Annotated in this window: 17 protein-coding genes; all 17 read right to left on the bottom strand. The window is 34.1% G+C overall.

Annotation, left to right across the window (positions count from 1 at the left end; all coding sequences use genetic code 11):
- Positions 1-10: 10 nt before the first annotated feature.
- A complete protein-coding gene (locus A5880_RS08355; RefSeq protein WP_179190413.1) occupies positions 11-748 on the bottom strand; it encodes a LytR/AlgR family response regulator transcription factor in 738 nt (245 codons plus the stop codon).
- A 17-nt stretch (positions 749-765) separates the two neighbouring features.
- The gene (locus A5880_RS08350; RefSeq protein WP_086330518.1) at positions 766-1,953 is read right to left on the bottom strand and encodes an ABC transporter permease; all 1,188 of its coding nucleotides are present in this window, start codon (positions 1,951-1,953) and stop codon (positions 766-768) included.
- Positions 1,954-1,956: 3 nt separating this feature from the next.
- On the bottom strand, positions 1,957-2,637 hold the full coding sequence (locus tag A5880_RS08345) for an ABC transporter ATP-binding protein (RefSeq protein WP_086330517.1): 681 nt from the start codon (positions 2,635-2,637) through the stop codon (positions 1,957-1,959).
- The gene (locus tag A5880_RS08340) at positions 2,634-3,686 is read right to left on the bottom strand and encodes an efflux RND transporter periplasmic adaptor subunit (protein ID WP_179190412.1); all 1,053 of its coding nucleotides are present in this window, start codon (positions 3,684-3,686) and stop codon (positions 2,634-2,636) included. Before A5880_RS08340 ends, A5880_RS08345 begins: the two co-directional genes overlap by 4 nt.
- Positions 3,687-4,006: 320 nt before the next feature.
- Entirely contained in the window at positions 4,007-5,365 is a 1,359-nt protein-coding gene (locus A5880_RS08335) for a sensor histidine kinase (RefSeq protein ID WP_086330515.1), read from the bottom strand.
- Positions 5,366-5,471: 106 nt separating this feature from the next.
- The gene (locus A5880_RS08330) at positions 5,472-5,684 is read right to left on the bottom strand and encodes a hypothetical protein (RefSeq protein WP_086330514.1); all 213 of its coding nucleotides are present in this window, start codon (positions 5,682-5,684) and stop codon (positions 5,472-5,474) included.
- A gap of 1 nt (position 5,685) precedes the next feature.
- Entirely contained in the window at positions 5,686-6,246 is a 561-nt protein-coding gene (locus tag A5880_RS08325) for a hypothetical protein (protein WP_086330513.1), read from the bottom strand.
- Positions 6,247-7,968: 1,722 nt separating this feature from the next.
- On the bottom strand, positions 7,969-9,114 hold the full coding sequence (locus A5880_RS08320) for an ArgE/DapE family deacylase (RefSeq protein ID WP_086330512.1): 1,146 nt from the start codon (positions 9,112-9,114) through the stop codon (positions 7,969-7,971).
- Positions 9,115-9,531: 417 nt separating this feature from the next.
- Complete coding sequence (locus tag A5880_RS08315) at positions 9,532-9,687, bottom strand: hypothetical protein (protein ID WP_179190410.1); 156 nt, start codon at positions 9,685-9,687, stop codon at positions 9,532-9,534.
- 298 nt (positions 9,688-9,985) lie between these two features.
- A complete protein-coding gene (purR, locus tag A5880_RS08310) occupies positions 9,986-10,813 on the bottom strand; it encodes a pur operon repressor (RefSeq protein WP_086330511.1) in 828 nt (275 codons plus the stop codon).
- Positions 10,814-11,149: 336 nt separating this feature from the next.
- Positions 11,150-11,986, bottom strand: a complete 837-nt coding sequence (locus tag A5880_RS08305) for a metal ABC transporter permease (protein ID WP_086330510.1) — start codon at positions 11,984-11,986, stop codon at positions 11,150-11,152.
- Positions 11,959-12,639, bottom strand: coding sequence for a metal ABC transporter ATP-binding protein (locus A5880_RS08300; RefSeq protein WP_086330877.1), 681 nt, complete (start codon positions 12,637-12,639; stop codon positions 11,959-11,961). Before A5880_RS08300 ends, A5880_RS08305 begins: the two co-directional genes overlap by 28 nt.
- Positions 12,640-12,718: 79 nt before the next feature.
- The gene (locus tag A5880_RS08295; RefSeq protein ID WP_086330509.1) at positions 12,719-13,684 is read right to left on the bottom strand and encodes a metal ABC transporter substrate-binding protein; all 966 of its coding nucleotides are present in this window, start codon (positions 13,682-13,684) and stop codon (positions 12,719-12,721) included.
- A 155-nt stretch (positions 13,685-13,839) separates the two neighbouring features.
- Positions 13,840-14,691 (bottom strand): 4-(cytidine 5'-diphospho)-2-C-methyl-D-erythritol kinase, encoded by an 852-nt coding sequence (gene ispE, locus A5880_RS08290; protein ID WP_086330508.1) that lies wholly within the window; start codon positions 14,689-14,691, stop codon positions 13,840-13,842.
- Positions 14,692-15,084: 393 nt separating this feature from the next.
- The gene (locus tag A5880_RS08285) at positions 15,085-15,330 is read right to left on the bottom strand and encodes a Veg family protein (RefSeq protein ID WP_069663217.1); all 246 of its coding nucleotides are present in this window, start codon (positions 15,328-15,330) and stop codon (positions 15,085-15,087) included.
- 133 nt (positions 15,331-15,463) lie between these two features.
- A complete protein-coding gene (locus A5880_RS08280; RefSeq protein WP_086330507.1) occupies positions 15,464-16,024 on the bottom strand; it encodes a sigma-70 family RNA polymerase sigma factor in 561 nt (186 codons plus the stop codon).
- 94 nt (positions 16,025-16,118) lie between these two features.
- On the bottom strand, positions 16,119-16,649 hold the full coding sequence (locus A5880_RS08275) for an NYN domain-containing protein (RefSeq protein WP_086330506.1): 531 nt from the start codon (positions 16,647-16,649) through the stop codon (positions 16,119-16,121).
- Between the last annotated feature and the right edge of the window lie 49 nt (positions 16,650-16,698).

Raw genomic sequence — 16,698 nt, 5'->3', positions numbered from 1 at the left:
CTAAACCAACTCATTTTTCTAACATCGAAAATACACTTTTCTTTTTTCTAGTAGGAACATATACATCTAAACCATTAGACATAGTGATTCTTCCTGCTACTTTATCGTAACTAGCGATTTTGTCTGAGTTAATTAGATAACTTCTATGAAAATCCAAGAAATTATCAGGTAACTCTTTTTTCAAACTTGCTAAACTTCTTGACAAATTCAATACTTGCGTATCCCCATACATTCTTATTTTATGATTTCCTACAGTTTCAAAAGCAATGATACTATCTACCTTAATTCTCTTCTTTTCATGGTAAGAGTCTAATTCGATTACTTCTTCCCTAGACTCTTCTAATGACTCTACTTGTTTCACTAAAGCTCTGAGGCACTCAACAAAACTATTCAACATGTTCTCATAACTATCTTTTAAAATAAAATCAAATGCCATTACCTTATATTTAAAAGTCAAATAGCTCATTTCAGCATGTGTTGTAACAAAACAAATAAAAGCGCTGGGATTTCTCTCTCTAATTTGAACGGCTAGAGACAACCCGTTCAAGTTAGGTAATTCCAAATCGATATCTAAAAAATAAACATCCTTAACCGTTGGAGTGGGAATATATGCCAAAATTTCTGAAGGCTTAGTTGTTACATTGTGAAACTCTATCTCTGAATCTATTACCGATTTAGCATACGACAATGCCTTCTTAATTTGTTTTAATTCAATTTCTTTATCGTCACAAATATGAATATTAATCATTTTTTCTCCCTTTTTCATTATTTGACTAGTTGCACTATATCCTTCTCAGTAGCAGATTTTGATGGAAAATAACTAAAAATCACACCTATAAATACAGAAATAATTACAGCTAAAATGGCTGTAAATATATCCGGAACAAACGTGAAACTCATAAGCATACTAATTAATTTAGCTAGGAAAAGGCCAATAATATAACCAAATAGTCCACCTAATAAAGTTAGCGTGAGACCTTCTAGTAAAAACTGTATCTGAATCGCCTTCTCTGTTGCACCCATTGCACGTCTAACACCAATTTCTTTTGTTCTTTCAGACACTGAAGTATAGATCATATTCATTACTCCTACTCCTGAAATAAATAGTGATATTGCACCTACAAATGAAATCAATAATGTTAAACTTTGAAACATAGAGCTTAAAGAATCAACCATTCCAGCACTACTTGCATTTGAATATTCTCCCAGCTTTTTCACCTCTCCCTCACTATTCATAAGCTCAACTGCTTTTTGTCCAATAAGTGTACTCGAATATTTATTAGATAAAGTAATCGTTAAATTTTTAGGAGAACTGTCTTTCCAATAATAGCGGTAAGTGCTCGCTGGAATTTCCATAACACTACTTTCTGAATAACTCCCTTCATAAACACCCACAATCTCCAATGTTTCCATGCCTATTTTTAAAGATTGCCCCACAAGTGACTCACTATTTGTATCAATTTGAGTAGCTACGACTGATGATAGAATGACTACTTTATTACGATTGACTACATCATTTTTATTTAAAGTTCGACCATATTTAACTTCTCTCCCAGTAGAGGAAGCTAATCTCATTTTTGTTGATTTTGAATATTCTTTTAACGTAACATTTTGCGTTCTAAATATTTTTTCTACGTCCTCTTTTTCATATTCTACTTTAATAACTCCAGCGATGCTTTTAATTTTTTCAATGTCACTAAGACTAAAAAAACGAATATTACTATTTTCAACACTTTCATCCTTTGGGTTAAAACTGACCGTTGTTTGGATGGTATTTCCGTCACTATTTGGTAACATTTTTTCTGTTTGAAATTTTTCGTAACCACGTCCTACACTGACAATAGTAATCACTGCTGCTGTTCCAATCACAAGTCCTAACATCGTTAATAAGCTTCGCCGAGCATTCTTTTTTACAGATTTTAATGCTGTTTCCCAAATCATCAAAAACTTCATAAATTAGCTCCCCACCTTTTGATCTAAAATTTTCCCATCCCTAACTTCTATAATCCGACTACAATAGGCCGCAGCTTCTGGATCATGGGTTACCATAAGAATCGTTACGCCTTGCTCCTCATTCAGCTTTTTAAATAAATTCAAAATCTCTTCCGAAGTATGCGTATCCAATGCTCCTGTAGGCTCATCAGCTACAATAAAACTAGGATTATTTATCAATGCGCGTGCGATAGCTACTCGCTGTTGTTGTCCCCCCGAAAGCTGTTTAGGAAACTTATCTGCTTTATCTGGTATGCCCACAAGTCTCAATATATTCATAATCTTTTCTTTAGATTCTTTGTGGGAAAAACCTGCATAAAGGAGAGGAAGTTCAACATTCTCATAAACGGTATTGTTTTCAATCAAATTAAATGATTGAAAGATAAAGCCCACTGTTTCATTTCTAATCTTAGATAAATATTTATCAGAGTATTGATAGACATTGTCGTTATTAAACAGATAATCTCCTAAAAAATCTCCATCTAAAAAACTAATTGTATTCATTAATGATGATTTGCCAGAGCCTGATGGGCCAATAATTGCTGTGAACTCACCTTTCTGAATGTTTAGATTTACCTTTCTTAATACCCATAGTTTTTCATCACCTATTTCATAATACTTTTCCACATTATTTAATTGGATCATTTTACATTCACATCCATATTGTCTTTCACTCCTTTAGGGTTTTCGATAACCTTGTCTCCTATTTGCAACCCCTCGGTAATTCGTGTATAACCATCCATTACCTCTGCTTTAACTTTTGTTTTGCTCGCTTTTCCTTTTACGTATTTAAAAACATATTTTTGATCTTTATCATCAAGTACTACCTTCGCTGGAACATTGACTTCATTTTGCGGTACTTTCACTTGAACAGAATATCCTAATGGTATAGGTTCATTCAATGTAGCTTGTACTTTGTAATTAGAGACTACAGTATCCTCTGATACTGGGATTGTACCGACAAAATTGATTTTGCCAGAAACTTGTCTTGATTGGTTCGTACTTGCCACTGTTACTTCTTGGTCAGATTTAAGTTTTTCGACATCATACTCTGTAACCGAAGTATCTATTAAAAGATCATTACTATATAGTACTATCACAGGTTTACTATTATCACTTTTAGCTGTTTCATCTACTTTTGCTTTTCCATCGAAATTTGCAGTAACAACCGTTTCAGATGTATTTTCTAAAGTTGATATTTGTGCATTGATATCTGTGAGTTGATCTCTATATGTTGTCAAGCTTGTTTCCAGCGAATTTATTTCTGTTTCAGCGTTTTGTTTATCGGTATCATTATTTTCATTTTTTGCTTTCGTTAGTTTTTCATTGGCCAGAAATAAATCATTTTCTAAGTTTGTAATATTCGTTGTGTATTGAGCTTGCAATGCCTGTTTTTCTTTCAAAGAGTTTTGATTACTTTGGCTAGAATATGTAAGTAAGACATCTCCTGCTTTTACTTGCGCTCCATTTACTACATTCACTTTTGTAATTTCTCCTAACAAAGAATTATATTGAACTCTTTGTTCTGCTTTTGAAACAACTTTTCCAGAAAGAATCAAATCTTCCGGCTTCCTTATTGTATACGTTGTCCATTGTACTACGTTTTTATTTTTTTTATTTTTTACTACAAAAAATACTATTAGCATTAACACTATGACTATTCCTACTAAAATTATAGCTACTTTCTTTTTCATCATTATCTGCTTCCTCTCTCTGCAATATATACAAATAGATTATAGCCAAACATTGTTAATCAAAGTGGTCATATACTCAATTGGGTTCTTTCTACTACCTTAAAAAATCAAAAAAAATTTTTTCGTACATTCAAGTATACCTAAATGTTTTTGCAGTGATAATAAACTATTAAGTACTAAATGATATTACCTCACTCCACTAAAAAATTTGTATCATTCATTTGTAGCTACAGAAAACTAAACTGTAAAAAAAGAACTTAGTAATACAATAGTCTATCGTATCTACTCAGTTCTCATTATTAAATAATATCTAGTTCTCATCAATTTGGGAAAATAATTGTTTGCCTGAATTTAGACTGTTCTAAAGTTGTATCTAGCTCTATCAAAGGATAGTTTTCCAACAATTCGAAAACATTAGATAGTCCAATTCCTCTATCTTTTCCTTTACTGGAAACACCATACTCTGAAAAATTTTTAGTCGTCAAAGTTGTTAACCATGTTGTATTTTCTATAATTATCAATGTATATTTGTCCAATACAATAAAAGCTATTCTAATCTCTGGATTTTGACATTCTAAACTTGCTTCGATTGCATTATCCAATAAATTTCCTACAATTCTGGTCAAATCAACATTATCCATTGGGAGACTTGATATCTCATCTTCAACTTCCATATTTATGTTTATGGATTTCTGTGTTGCTTGAATAATCTTTGCTACTAGTAATCCTTTTAGCTCAAGAATTTTTATTTTCTTTAGTTTAGATAAGTGAACTGTTTTTAATGATGTATCTTTTTCCAGTTTTAAAATATCTTTATAGTATTTACGTAGGCCTGATATATCTGTATCTTCATTTTGAAGGTATCCTCCAATAGCGATGACTAAGTTTTTATAATCATGATGAATTTTTTGTATATCTGTTTGCATCGATTCCATTGCACATATATAATTTTCAAGTTGTACTTCTCTCTCTTGCTGTTCTTTTATCTTTCTTGTTGCTAAACGATCCTTTAGAATAATCCCTCCGATAACGACAGCTATAATAACAAATAAGATGAACAGCGACAATGATGATTTTAACATAGACAGCTTTGTTGTGCTCTCTATGTTTCCATCAATTATAATTTCTGGCTTCACCAAATGAGGCAGCACGATGTCATACATATATAATCCAATTAAAGAGAAAAATAATAGACAGATTAATAATGTTTGTTGTTTTCTTTTGCCAAAATAATTAAGAATCTTGATGTTAAAAAAAATAGAAACAAGCATAAAAAGGCTAACTAGAATAATTATTGCTACATGAATAAATAATGAATAACTTTGAAGGATAAATACAACAAGTTTACTTACTAATAACCAACTGCCTATAACTTCACAATGAACAATTAAAATGGATTCTATCCAATTATCAACCCGCTTATTTTCAAGTAAATACCACATAGCCAAAAAACACAACGTGATAATTGAATATAAACTAATCGCTGATAAAGCTATACCACCACTTGAAAAGAAATACGGTACTAGCAGATTCGCATACAGAATATAAAACGCGAAAGAAGATACTCCAGCTAAAATACATACTTTTTTAATTTTCTTATTTAGAAATAAATATATGGGGAAAATAAACAATGCAATACTGAAAAATGAATCTACGCCCATTAAAAAAAATGACAACAAACAACCTACTCCTGTTCTACAAAATGACTATTATAAAAGTTGAAAACTTATACAACAAACTTAATCTTTGTTATCCTAATAGCACCAAATGCTAGTTCCTCAATAATCATTCGACAATTTCCACTTTAGCTCCATTTTTTTCAGCATCTTCAATCATCTTCTGCATTTCTTGATCACCAACGATTTTGCCATCTTTTGGAATCTCACCGACTTTATTATATAAATACAAAGTCACTCCGCCACCTATCAACATAACTATTATACCAACAGAAAGCAACACTTTCCACATTTTTTTCTTTTTGTTATTTTTTTCTTTCATTTTAATTTCCTTCCGTTTCTTTCATTTTACCCATAATTCCATCTACGATAGAACCTAATAGCACAGGATTATACTCATTCTTATGTTGTAAATCAAACAGTGTTATCCTTTTTCCATGGATAATAGCGATGTTCATATCTTTTTTCACATCATTTTCATTAAGCCAAGCTTTATTATCAGAATTAGTTACATCAATAATGTAATAGCTTAAGCTTCGGTCTTCACAAATTTCTTTTACAGCATCCAACAATAGTTTATAGTCTTGATTTTTGGGATCTACAACCAAACCTATTGTTGTTTCGCCATTTTGCTTCAACTCATCCAGTTCAGATCCAGCAATTTCTGTTTGAGTCTGTTTTTTATCTGCTGTCTTTTTACTACTTGTTTCTGTATTTTCTTTAGAAGTGGATGATTCTAATGGCACAGAACTATTTACTTCAAATTTACTTGTTTGACTACTTTCTTCCTTTACATTATCTGCCTGATCTTTTTTCGGCGTGCAGGCTGAAAGTGAAGAAGTAACTGCAAAAACAACTGTAAATATGTATATTATTCTTTTCATCTTATTTCAGCATCCTTTCTGTATCCTAAAATAGCTGTTCTTTTTGATTTTATAAAGAGGTTGGGACAAAATGAGGTGACCCCCAAAAGTGCTTAGCTTTGAAAACTAAGGTAGGGTACTAATCTATATCCATTCATACCTTACTATTGTTTCATAGCAATTTCAGCTTATTTACGAAGGGGTTGCTTCTGTTCCCGCTGTTTGTTTGGTTTTAAGGGTCTGAGATATAACTTCAATAGTTATATCTCAGACCCTTGTAGTGCTTACTTTCTTTAGTAATTAAGCGATACGTACACAACGCAACCATGTTGATGTTACCCACCAACAATACCAAACCGCTCCTGCCGCTTTTGAACTTGCTTCATTTTTTGTAAGTTTACGCACTAAATATCACCTCTTTTTATATTATTTACAAGAACCAACTCTTGTCTAAATCTAGTTTAATCGAACTTCTAAGACGATAGTCTGAAAGTACCTGAAAGGCTATCAATCAATACTTGAATAGCTTATCAAAACCTGTAAACTAACAAATAAGTATACCTAAACGTATCTATATTTCTTTTTACTATTTTTCAAATTCAGAGTCTTTCTTATAATTTCCAATGTAATGTATAGAAGCGAAACATTTTAGTCAACAATTCATGGCACTCTTTTAAAGCACCTTCCACCACCAACAACACAAGAAAAATATTAAAAAATCCCACCTCTTTTGTCAAAATTGTTCCTCTTTCCGGACAATTTTGACTATTTGAATTGTTTCCCAAGATTCTATTGACTCTTATAATGTCTTTAAGTTAAAATAAATTTACAACATAAAATAAAAAAAGGCGCCCTGTCAGAAGACGGACATCTTCAAAACAGAGCCCTGTATTATCAGCGTAAACTAATAATACAAGTTGCCTCGCCAATAATTTCTTATTGACTAACCTTATTTTACTAAAAGTAATAAAAGATTTCCACTCTTTTTCTACTCAATAAAGTTAGTGAATGGTTATTTAACGAACGCTTCATGGTATTAGTAGCTGACTAATATCATTTTTTTGTGTTTTAAACATTAGATAATTAGAGCGAAAAACAAAATAAAAAGGCACTCTGTGCAAGGACGGACATCCTCGTACAGAGCCTCATATTATCAGCGTAAACTAATAATATAAGTTGCCCTAGTCAATATTTGCATATCGACTCTTTCATTTTACTCAATTTTTGTAAGAAATACTAGTGCTTTTTTACAAGTTTGAGTCATTGGAAGTAGTCGGTGGTTATTTGTTGCACTTTTGCACGGTATTAGTTGGTAGCTAATACCGTATTTTTTCGCTCTTTTTATAATCAGCAAGCGCCTTGTTCTTTTTTGAATACAGCATATTGTATTCTTGTTTCTATCTCTTGGCGTTTGCCCGCTAGCTTATCAAGATCGATCACTACCATACGTTTACCATTCAATCAAAAAAGGCAGCCAAGTCAATGCATATACAAATGGACGGTAAAGATAAATAAAGAGTTTCACGTTTTATCCGATTGAATGGCAACTAATGATCGATTATTGATAGCCTAGCTTTAATCAGTATCTGTTACATGAAAAACAGGTACTGATGGTTAAGCAAAAAACCAGCAAGTTTTGCAGAGCTTGCTCGTTTCAAACAGTTACTTATCGCTCATTACAGCCAACCATTTGTTTACTACTATGTGATAAGTAACTGTTTGTTTTTTAGATTATAGACTCAATTATGCTAAATAGGTCGTCGCCATTTCCTTATAAATATCTACCATTTCCAAATAATTATCCACATCCACATATTCATCAACTTGATGGGGTGTTTCATTACCTGGACCAAAAATAATCACTGGAAAGGCTTGTTTCCCTTTTGTAAATTCCGCTGCATCTGTCGTACCAGAGACACCAACCATTGGAATATCCACATTTACATGTTTTTTCGCTACTTGTTGCGCAATTTTAGCGATATCAGAATCTTTTTCACTTTTCACAGAAATTTTATTCGCTTCAATACTTAAAGTTAAATGATAGGTATCTTTTTGGTTCAACTCATCGATAAGTTCGTTCATTTTTTGAATAACTAAATCATTGTCATACCCAGGAATTGTTCTAATGTTTCCTTGAAGGCTGGCTTCACTAGGAATACTGTTGATTTGTTCGCCGCCAGAAATCATCGTTACGTTATAAATAAACTCACCTAAAACTTCGTCTGTATGGATTTCACTACGGAACATGTCGTTGGCTCTTGTGTAAAAATCATTTAAATGATCAATCGCATTTACACCTAATTTAGGCATAGAGCTGTGAGCATTTTTCCCTTGAGATTTTACTTTAAAGTTAATAGACCCTTTATGGGCATAAACGATTCCCGCATAGCCAGAAGGTTCACCAATCACCATTGAGGTCACATCATCCACATAGCCTTCTTTGGTTAATTGCTCTGCGCCAAGCTCACCTACTTCTTCACCCACTGTGGCTAGTAAACGCAAACGGCCATTAAACGCTGCATTTTCTTCTTTTAGCTCGATCATCGCAATAGCCATTGCTGCTAACCCACTCTTCATATCACACGTACCACGACCATACATTTTTCCATCACGAATTTCAGGTTTAAATGGATCTGATGTCCAATCCGCTTCATTCCCCGCTGAGACAACATCCATATGACCTGAAAAAGCTAAAACTTTTTCACTATTTTTATTGCCGATTTCTACAATCAAGTTGTCACGATCTGTGTCATACTCTAAAAAACTTGAGTCAATGCCATGTTTTTTAAATAGTTGGCTTAAATACTCTGCGACTTCTTTTTCGTTACCATTCACTGATTTAATTGCAACGATGTCTTTTAAAATTTGTACTTTTTCTTGATTTTCCATCATATTGTCCTTCTTTCATTTAAATCATCCAGATTTTTTAACCATTGTGTGTAGAAAAAAGCTGGATAAATTTTCTTACATACTAACTATACACCTAATTACTTTTTTCGTTAAGCAGATACGTTTATTGTGAGCATATTATTACATCGGTCATACTATGCCTATAGATTCTCTCAACCCTTTACCTTTAAAAGACGTACAATTTTTTAAAAATTTTTATTACATTTCTGTTGAAATGTTGATAAATCAGTTGACAAATCATACTAAGATTAGTAGTATGAAGGTGTAGAAGTAGTAAAAAAGACCTGCGTCAACAGATCTTTTTTATGAAAACTGTGTTTGGTTGTAAGCTGACTGAACAGTTAAACATTAATTAATAAAAAGTAATCATATTAACCGGCCAAAGTTAAGTTATGATTACTTTTTTTGTCTACCAAGATTTCTTACGAGCAACACTGTTAGAGTGACACTGTTGATTGCAATTCCAACAGCACCAATGACTAACGATAATGCTTCATAAACAGACACGAACATTTCCTTTCTGGAAAATGTCCAATAATCATCACTATACATTGACATTCCCCCTTTCTTAGTTTCTTTGTTTCTAAAAAAGAGCCCAGTCAGTTATTACTTATACAGTTTCCGTCTTCATTATAAACTATATGAATGAAAAAACCAACAAATTATAGAAAATTAATCTACATCTTGAAAGGCTTTATATAGAAGCTAGTCAATTTGCCATTGCTTTATACTCACTGTGTTTCTACTGTTTAAAGTCTAAACAAATTAGAACTACAGTTCATAATTTGCTTCCTCAAAAAATAGAATGAAAAAAAAACCAGCACATCATTTCTGATGACTGGCTTTATTTTTATTCGTCAAAATAATTCCCAGGAACCACCTTGATTGTTTTCGTCCGTGTATCTACATCTTCCACATAAAGCAGTGAGGTATAATCTTCAATTGCGCGCTCACCTTTAAATTTAGACTCTGCAAAAACCGTAATCCCAACAAGTTCAGCCTCAAATTCTTCAATCAGACTCTTCATCCCATTGACTGTGCCGCCGCCTTTCATGAAATCATCCACGACTAACACTCTTGAACCTCGTTTTAAACTACGTTTTGACAATTCCATTTTTTCGATTCGTTCAGATGAACCAGAAACATAATTCACACTTACGGTTGATCCTTCAGTGATTTTAGAATCACGACGAACGATCACAAACGGAACATTCAAATAATACGAAACAGCTTGAGCAATCGGCACACCTTTTGTCGCTACCGTCATAACAGCGTCGATTTGCTCGCCTAAATATTTAGAGGCAATAATACGCCCTACTTGACGTAATAACTCCGGTTGACCTAGTAAATCTGAAAGATACACATAGCCTCCTGGAAGCAAACGATCTTGCTCTGATAAGCGTTCACACAACGCTAATACTAATTCTTTTGACTCCTCATATGGAATTTCAGGAATAAATCTCACACCGCCTGCCGCTCCTGGAATCGTTTCAAGGATACCTGTTCCTCTTTGTTTAAATGTTTTCTTGATGATTGCTAAATCCTCACTTATCGATGATTTAGCTGATTTGTAACGCTGTGCAAAATGGGTCAAAGAAACCAATGTATGTGGGTGCTCTAACAAATACTGGGTCATATCAATCAAACGTTCACTTCTCCGAATTTTCGACTCTGTCACTTCTTCTCCTCTTTCCTTTTAGCTGCATATTCCACTAACTTTCATTCGTGGTGCGCCTTCTTTTTTATAGGTTCGTTATTTATTATTTTTCTACCAGTAAATAATAAATACTCCTTTTTCTTTGTCCAACCTGATAGTTATTATTCCTTATGAATCAAGCGTATAAAAACAAGTAACATTCGCTTTCAATCTATCGTTCCCTATTATAAGGTGTTTAGCAAAAAAATTCGAGCATTTTTTGAAAAAAATGCAAAATAGTTCGCAATTTATGCCACAAAAAAGAAGATAAAAGTATAAACTTTCGTTTTTACTCTTATCTTCCTTTAAATACACACGCTATCTTTGGCTAATTTTTCTATTTCGCTGCATGGTCACTATCAGTTTACGAAGGATACTCACAAGAATAAATAAACCGATAAAAATCAAGGTAATGCTGGCACTTGGCGGTGTTTCTAAATAGTAAGACCCCGTCAATCCTGTTAGCATGCCAATCAATCCCATAATCACACTAATAATAATGACCGTATTAAATCCCTTGCCAATCCGCATACCGATAGCCGCAGGCAACACCATGATCGCTGAAATCAACAATGCCCCAGCAATCGGGATCATTACCGCTATCGCCACACCTGTAATCACATTGAACAACATTGACATCCAATGAATCGGCAACCCATCCACATGCGCTGTATCTTCATCAAAAGTCAACACATACATCGGACGTTTGAATAAAGCAAACAAAATCACCAATACAACGAAAAGAACCGCTAAAATCACCACTTGCTGCCAAGTAATCGTCACGATTGAGCCAAATAAATACGACTGAATACTTGCAGCAGAATTACCGCCGCTTAAATTCATCAAGACTAGCGCCAAGGCTAAGCCTCCTGACATCAAAATAGCAATCGAAATCTCAGAATATGTACTGTAAATCATGCGTAAATATTCTAAAATCACGGCCGCAATAATCACAACAACCAATGTCATGATATCTGGATTCCAATTTAAGAAAAACCCTAAGGCGACTCCCGCAAGCGATACATGAGAAAGAGTATCCGCCATCAAAGATTGTCTTCTAATTACAAGAAACACACCTAACATTGGGGCAATCACTGAAATAAACGTTGCGGCTAAAAAAGCTTTTCTCATGAACTCATATGAAAGCATCTCCATTGTGAATCCTCCTTCCGAACCAAACGAATTTGTCTATCTGCATAAGATTTAATATCTTCATGGTCATGCGTGATCATCAAAATCGCTTTGCCATGGTCATGAGCATTATGCCTTAACAAGCGATAAAACTCATTTCTAGACGTTTCATCCATCCCGGTTGTTGGTTCATCTAAAATAAATAAATCAGGGTCTGTCGCAAAAATACGAGCTAAACTGATACGCTGTTTCTGTCCACCAGAAAGTTCTCCGATCCGTTTATGGCGCATGTCCCACATTCCTACTGCTTTTAATGCTTTTTCAACATGCTGATGGTCTCGTTTGGTTAGTGGCTTGAACCAGCGATTACGTGGAAAACGTCCTGAACGAACTAGTTCGATTACCGTGCTTGGAAAACCTGCATTAAAAGAAGCAACTTGTTGAGGAATATACCCAATACTAAGTTTTTCTCCAGCGGTATTTTCTTTAGCGATCGTGATTTCACCTTTTGTGGGTTTTAACAACCCTAGAGTGCTTTTAATCAACGTAGACTTCGCCGCACCATTTTCCCCTGTTAAAATGACAAATTCACCTGGATCAACGTAATAGGAAACCTCTTCTAGAACAGGTTCATCATCATAATAAAATGTGAGATTTTTAACTTCTAAATAATGCATGACTCTACTCCTTCATTAGACGAATAAACAACCTAAGGCTGAGGTAAAAATCGATACTTTTTACCTCGCCTTTTATGTTTTACTTAATACTTTTTTTCAATGCGTCAAGATTTGCTTTCATTACTGAAATATAATCTTCGCCTTTCTCTTGTTCTTGCTTCGTGATGCTTTCTAACGGATTAAGTACCGCTAATTCCACGCCTGTTTCACGTGCTAATGTTTCAGCTACTTTTGATGAAGCAGAAGTTTCAAAATAAATCACTGATACATTGTGTTCTTTAATATATTTTTTCAGCTCCGCTAAGCGACTGGGTGATGGTTCTTGGTCTGGTGAAATTCCCGCGATTGATTCTTGAGTCAGTCCGTATTGTTTTGCTAAGTAACCAAATGCTGCGTGTTGAGTGACAAATGTTTTATTTTTAGCATTAGTGAAGGCTTCTTTGTATTGTGCATCTAGCTCATTCAATTTTTCTAAATACGCTGCTGCATTTTTTGTAAAGGTTTCTTTTTTCTCAGGATATTTCTTCACCAATGCATCGCGTATCGCTTCAACTTCTTTTTGCGCTAAAACTGGGTCTAACCAAACATGAGGATCTAACTCATGATCATGATCGTGCTCGTCGTGGTCAGCTTCTTCTTCATGGTCATGCTCATGTGCAGCACCTTCCATTAAATCGATTGAGCCAGCTGCTTCTATAACAGCAACATTTTTCTTATCAACATTTTCCAGAACATCTTGAACCCATGTTTCTAATTCATGGCTATTATAAACAAACACATCAGCATCTGTTATCTTCGCAATGTCTTTAGCACTTGGCTCATAATCATGTGGTTCTGTGCCAGCAGGAATCAATAATTGAACATCACCTGCATCACCTACAACATTTTTGGCAAAATCATACATTGGATAAAAAGTAGTTACAACGTTTATTGTATCACTTTTTCCAGATTTTTCTTGTTCTTTTGTTTGACTACAAGCGCCTAATATAAAAATCATGGCTGCCAAAAATAGTCCTACACTATACTTCCAGTTATTTTTTCTCATCGTTATTTCCCCATTTCGATTTATCTTATTCAAATCGTAACATTTACGATTTGGTAGCAAGAATTAATTTAACAGAAGGAAGAGGTTCCGTCAAGAGAAAATAAATAAAAAATGAAGAATTGACCAAAAACAGTCACTCTTCATTTTTTTCTGACTTATTTTAGTGTTCGCACCATGTAAACTTCATCGCAAAAACCTTTTAAACCATTATAAACTCGCTGTGCTCGAGTTTTTTTCTCACATAAAGCAAATACCGTTGGGCCGCTGCCGCTCATCAATGCAGCATCTGCCCCGTATTGCAACATACGGTCTTTGATTTGCTGGATCACTGGATGACGCTTAATCGTTACACTTTCTAACGCGTTCCCGATTTTTTCAGTCATCAAATAAAAGTCACTTGCTTCAACAGCTTGCTTTAAACCTGGAATGTCTGGGTGTTGGATGCTATTAAACGACAAACTGCCAAAAATAGAACTAGTAGAAACACTCATCTTAGGTTTAACCAAAACTACCCAGCATTGCGGCATCGGCGGCAAGAAATCAATCTTTTCTCCTCTACCAGTAACAAACGCAGTTCCTCCATGAATACAATAAGGAACATCTGAGCCAATCTGGCTACCTAAATCTGCCAGTTCTTCTGAGGATAAGCCTAAATGCCAAAGACGATTCAATCCGCGCAAAGTTGCTGCACAATCGCTACTTCCACCAGCTAAGCCTGCAGCTACAGGAATTCTTTTTTCTATGTTAATTTTAACTCCTTGAGTCAAATTATATGTATTTTTAAGCAATTCTGCTGCTTGATATACATGGTTTCTTCTATCTACTGGTAAATAAGAGCTATCTGTCTCGAGTATTATTTCATTTTTCAGCAAAGGCTCAAAAGTCAGCCGATCTGCTAAATCTACACTAGCCATAATCATTTCTAATTCGTGATAACCGTCTTTACGTTTATAGAGAGCATCCAACCCCAAATTGATTTTTGCGGGTGCTTTTTCTATGATTTCCATTTTTTTCACCTATCTAACCTACTGCCTAGCCAACTTCACAATCTTTTAAATTCTACCATATGTTGTTAGAGATGTATAGATTTGTTGAAAAATTGATATAATTTACAAATACAACACAAAAAATTATAAATCCTTTCATTTACACAGAATTCATAGTTCTCTATTACTATTTGTACTTTTTAACTACTCAAACGCTTCTTCAGCTCCACTGATGTCACTTATAAATAAAGTTCTTATATCGATGAGCATAGAGCTATTTCTCCATTATAGTTAGTTATAAACGAATGGTTTCAAACGCGCAATTCCTTAAACGACAGCAAGTGCTCAGTTATAAAATAAAAAAAGTAGAGCTAAAGCGAAACGGCTTTAGCTCTACTTTTAAATCAGTAATTTTTAGACTGCTTCACTGACAAATTCAATCTCAACTGTGCGTGTCAGCACATCAGAATAACTATAAGAAACTCGTTCAAATGAGTTTTCGTCTGGATCTAAATCTACAACAAAGACAGATGGATATGTTTCTGTCAAAATACCTTTACGTTCAGTTTGACGCTTTCTGCCGGTCTGAGCAACTAATGTGATTTTGCTGCCGATACGACATTCTAAATCTTTTTTAATGGAAGCTAAAGTTGTTGGCATTGCATTCACCTCAGATGCCATTGTATCACATAATAATAAAAATTACAAGTTTACCATAGCAGAAAATGAATTGCAACTAATTATAATTCATAAATGGATAATTATTTCATGTGAAAAATAATCAATTTCTCATTTAATCATAAATGATTGCTTTGATCTTTTTTTTTGCACGATCATAAGCGCTTCTAACGGTTACTTCACGACTTGCTATCTCTTCAGCAATTTCTTCTATCTCTTTACCATTGATGTATTCTTGAAATGTTACTCGTTCAAACGGTGATAGTACTGTAGGCAACTGCTCCAGTTTTTCTCGAATGATCATCTGCTCAAGTACATCTGCATCTTCTGTCCCAATATAATCAAAAAATAATTCTCCTTGACTCTCCATCTTCTGCTCTAATGATACTGATTGTGTGTCAATTGTTCGTTTAAGTGCACATTGCTTTCTCACTAAACTGCGGATATGGTTTTCAAAGTTCATCTTGAAAAACTTCCCAATTGAAACATGATGTGTATCCTCGTATTTTTCTAATGAACGATGAAAAATTATCCGGCCTTCTTGTAACCAATCTTCTTGATCGAAATCTTTTAGATAGTACTTCTTTCGAAAGTTGTAAACGACTGGGTGATACTTCCTATACATTCGATCGAATACCAATGTACCTCCTGTCAATATGTCCTCATACTTATTCATACCAACATCCTCCTTTCAAACGCCATACATCCCGAGTAAAGCGCTTAAAAGAAGCGTACCATTTTTTTAAAAAGAACAGAGCAATAAATCAATTTTAATCTTTCTTTTTGGATAATTCTTCCAACTTTTCGGACAATTTTGACAATTGGGTTGAATTCCAAGGAGAATTTCGCCGAAAATCTTGAAAATGGATATCTGTTGCATGAATGGCAATTGTTCGTTCTGACTTTTGAACACTTTTATACAGTTCATTAGCAGATGTACGTAAAGCACCTTTTGAAAAAATCAACCATTGTTCTGCTAAATCACTTGTTGCTACAGTAACTTGAGTCAAACGATCATTTTTTTCTCCTGCAATGCGTTCTATGTAACTATCAGCTGTCTCCTCTTCTTTTGTAAAGATAACGGTTAAAAGATATTTTTTGTACGTTTGCTGAATTCCTGGAACTAGCTGCGCATCAAAAACAACAATTACTTCTAAATCTTCGTATTTTGCATAATTAGATAAACGTTGCAGCAAAACTTCTCTAGCGTCTTCGAGTTTATTTTGATTCTTTAATTGAACTAATTCAGGCCAAGAACCAATCATGTTATATCCATCAACGATCAGCAACTGTTTTTTCATTTTACTTGTCACCTACTTTACTAAGAGGTCGAAAAAAAAGCTTACGTTT

It is taken from the genome of Enterococcus sp. 4G2_DIV0659, assembly GCF_002140715.2.
Classification (GTDB): Bacteria; Bacillota; Bacilli; order Lactobacillales; family Enterococcaceae; genus Enterococcus_L; species Enterococcus_L mansonii.
The sequence above is the reverse complement of the archived record's forward strand: the minus strand, read 5'-3'. Positions and strand labels throughout refer to the sequence as shown.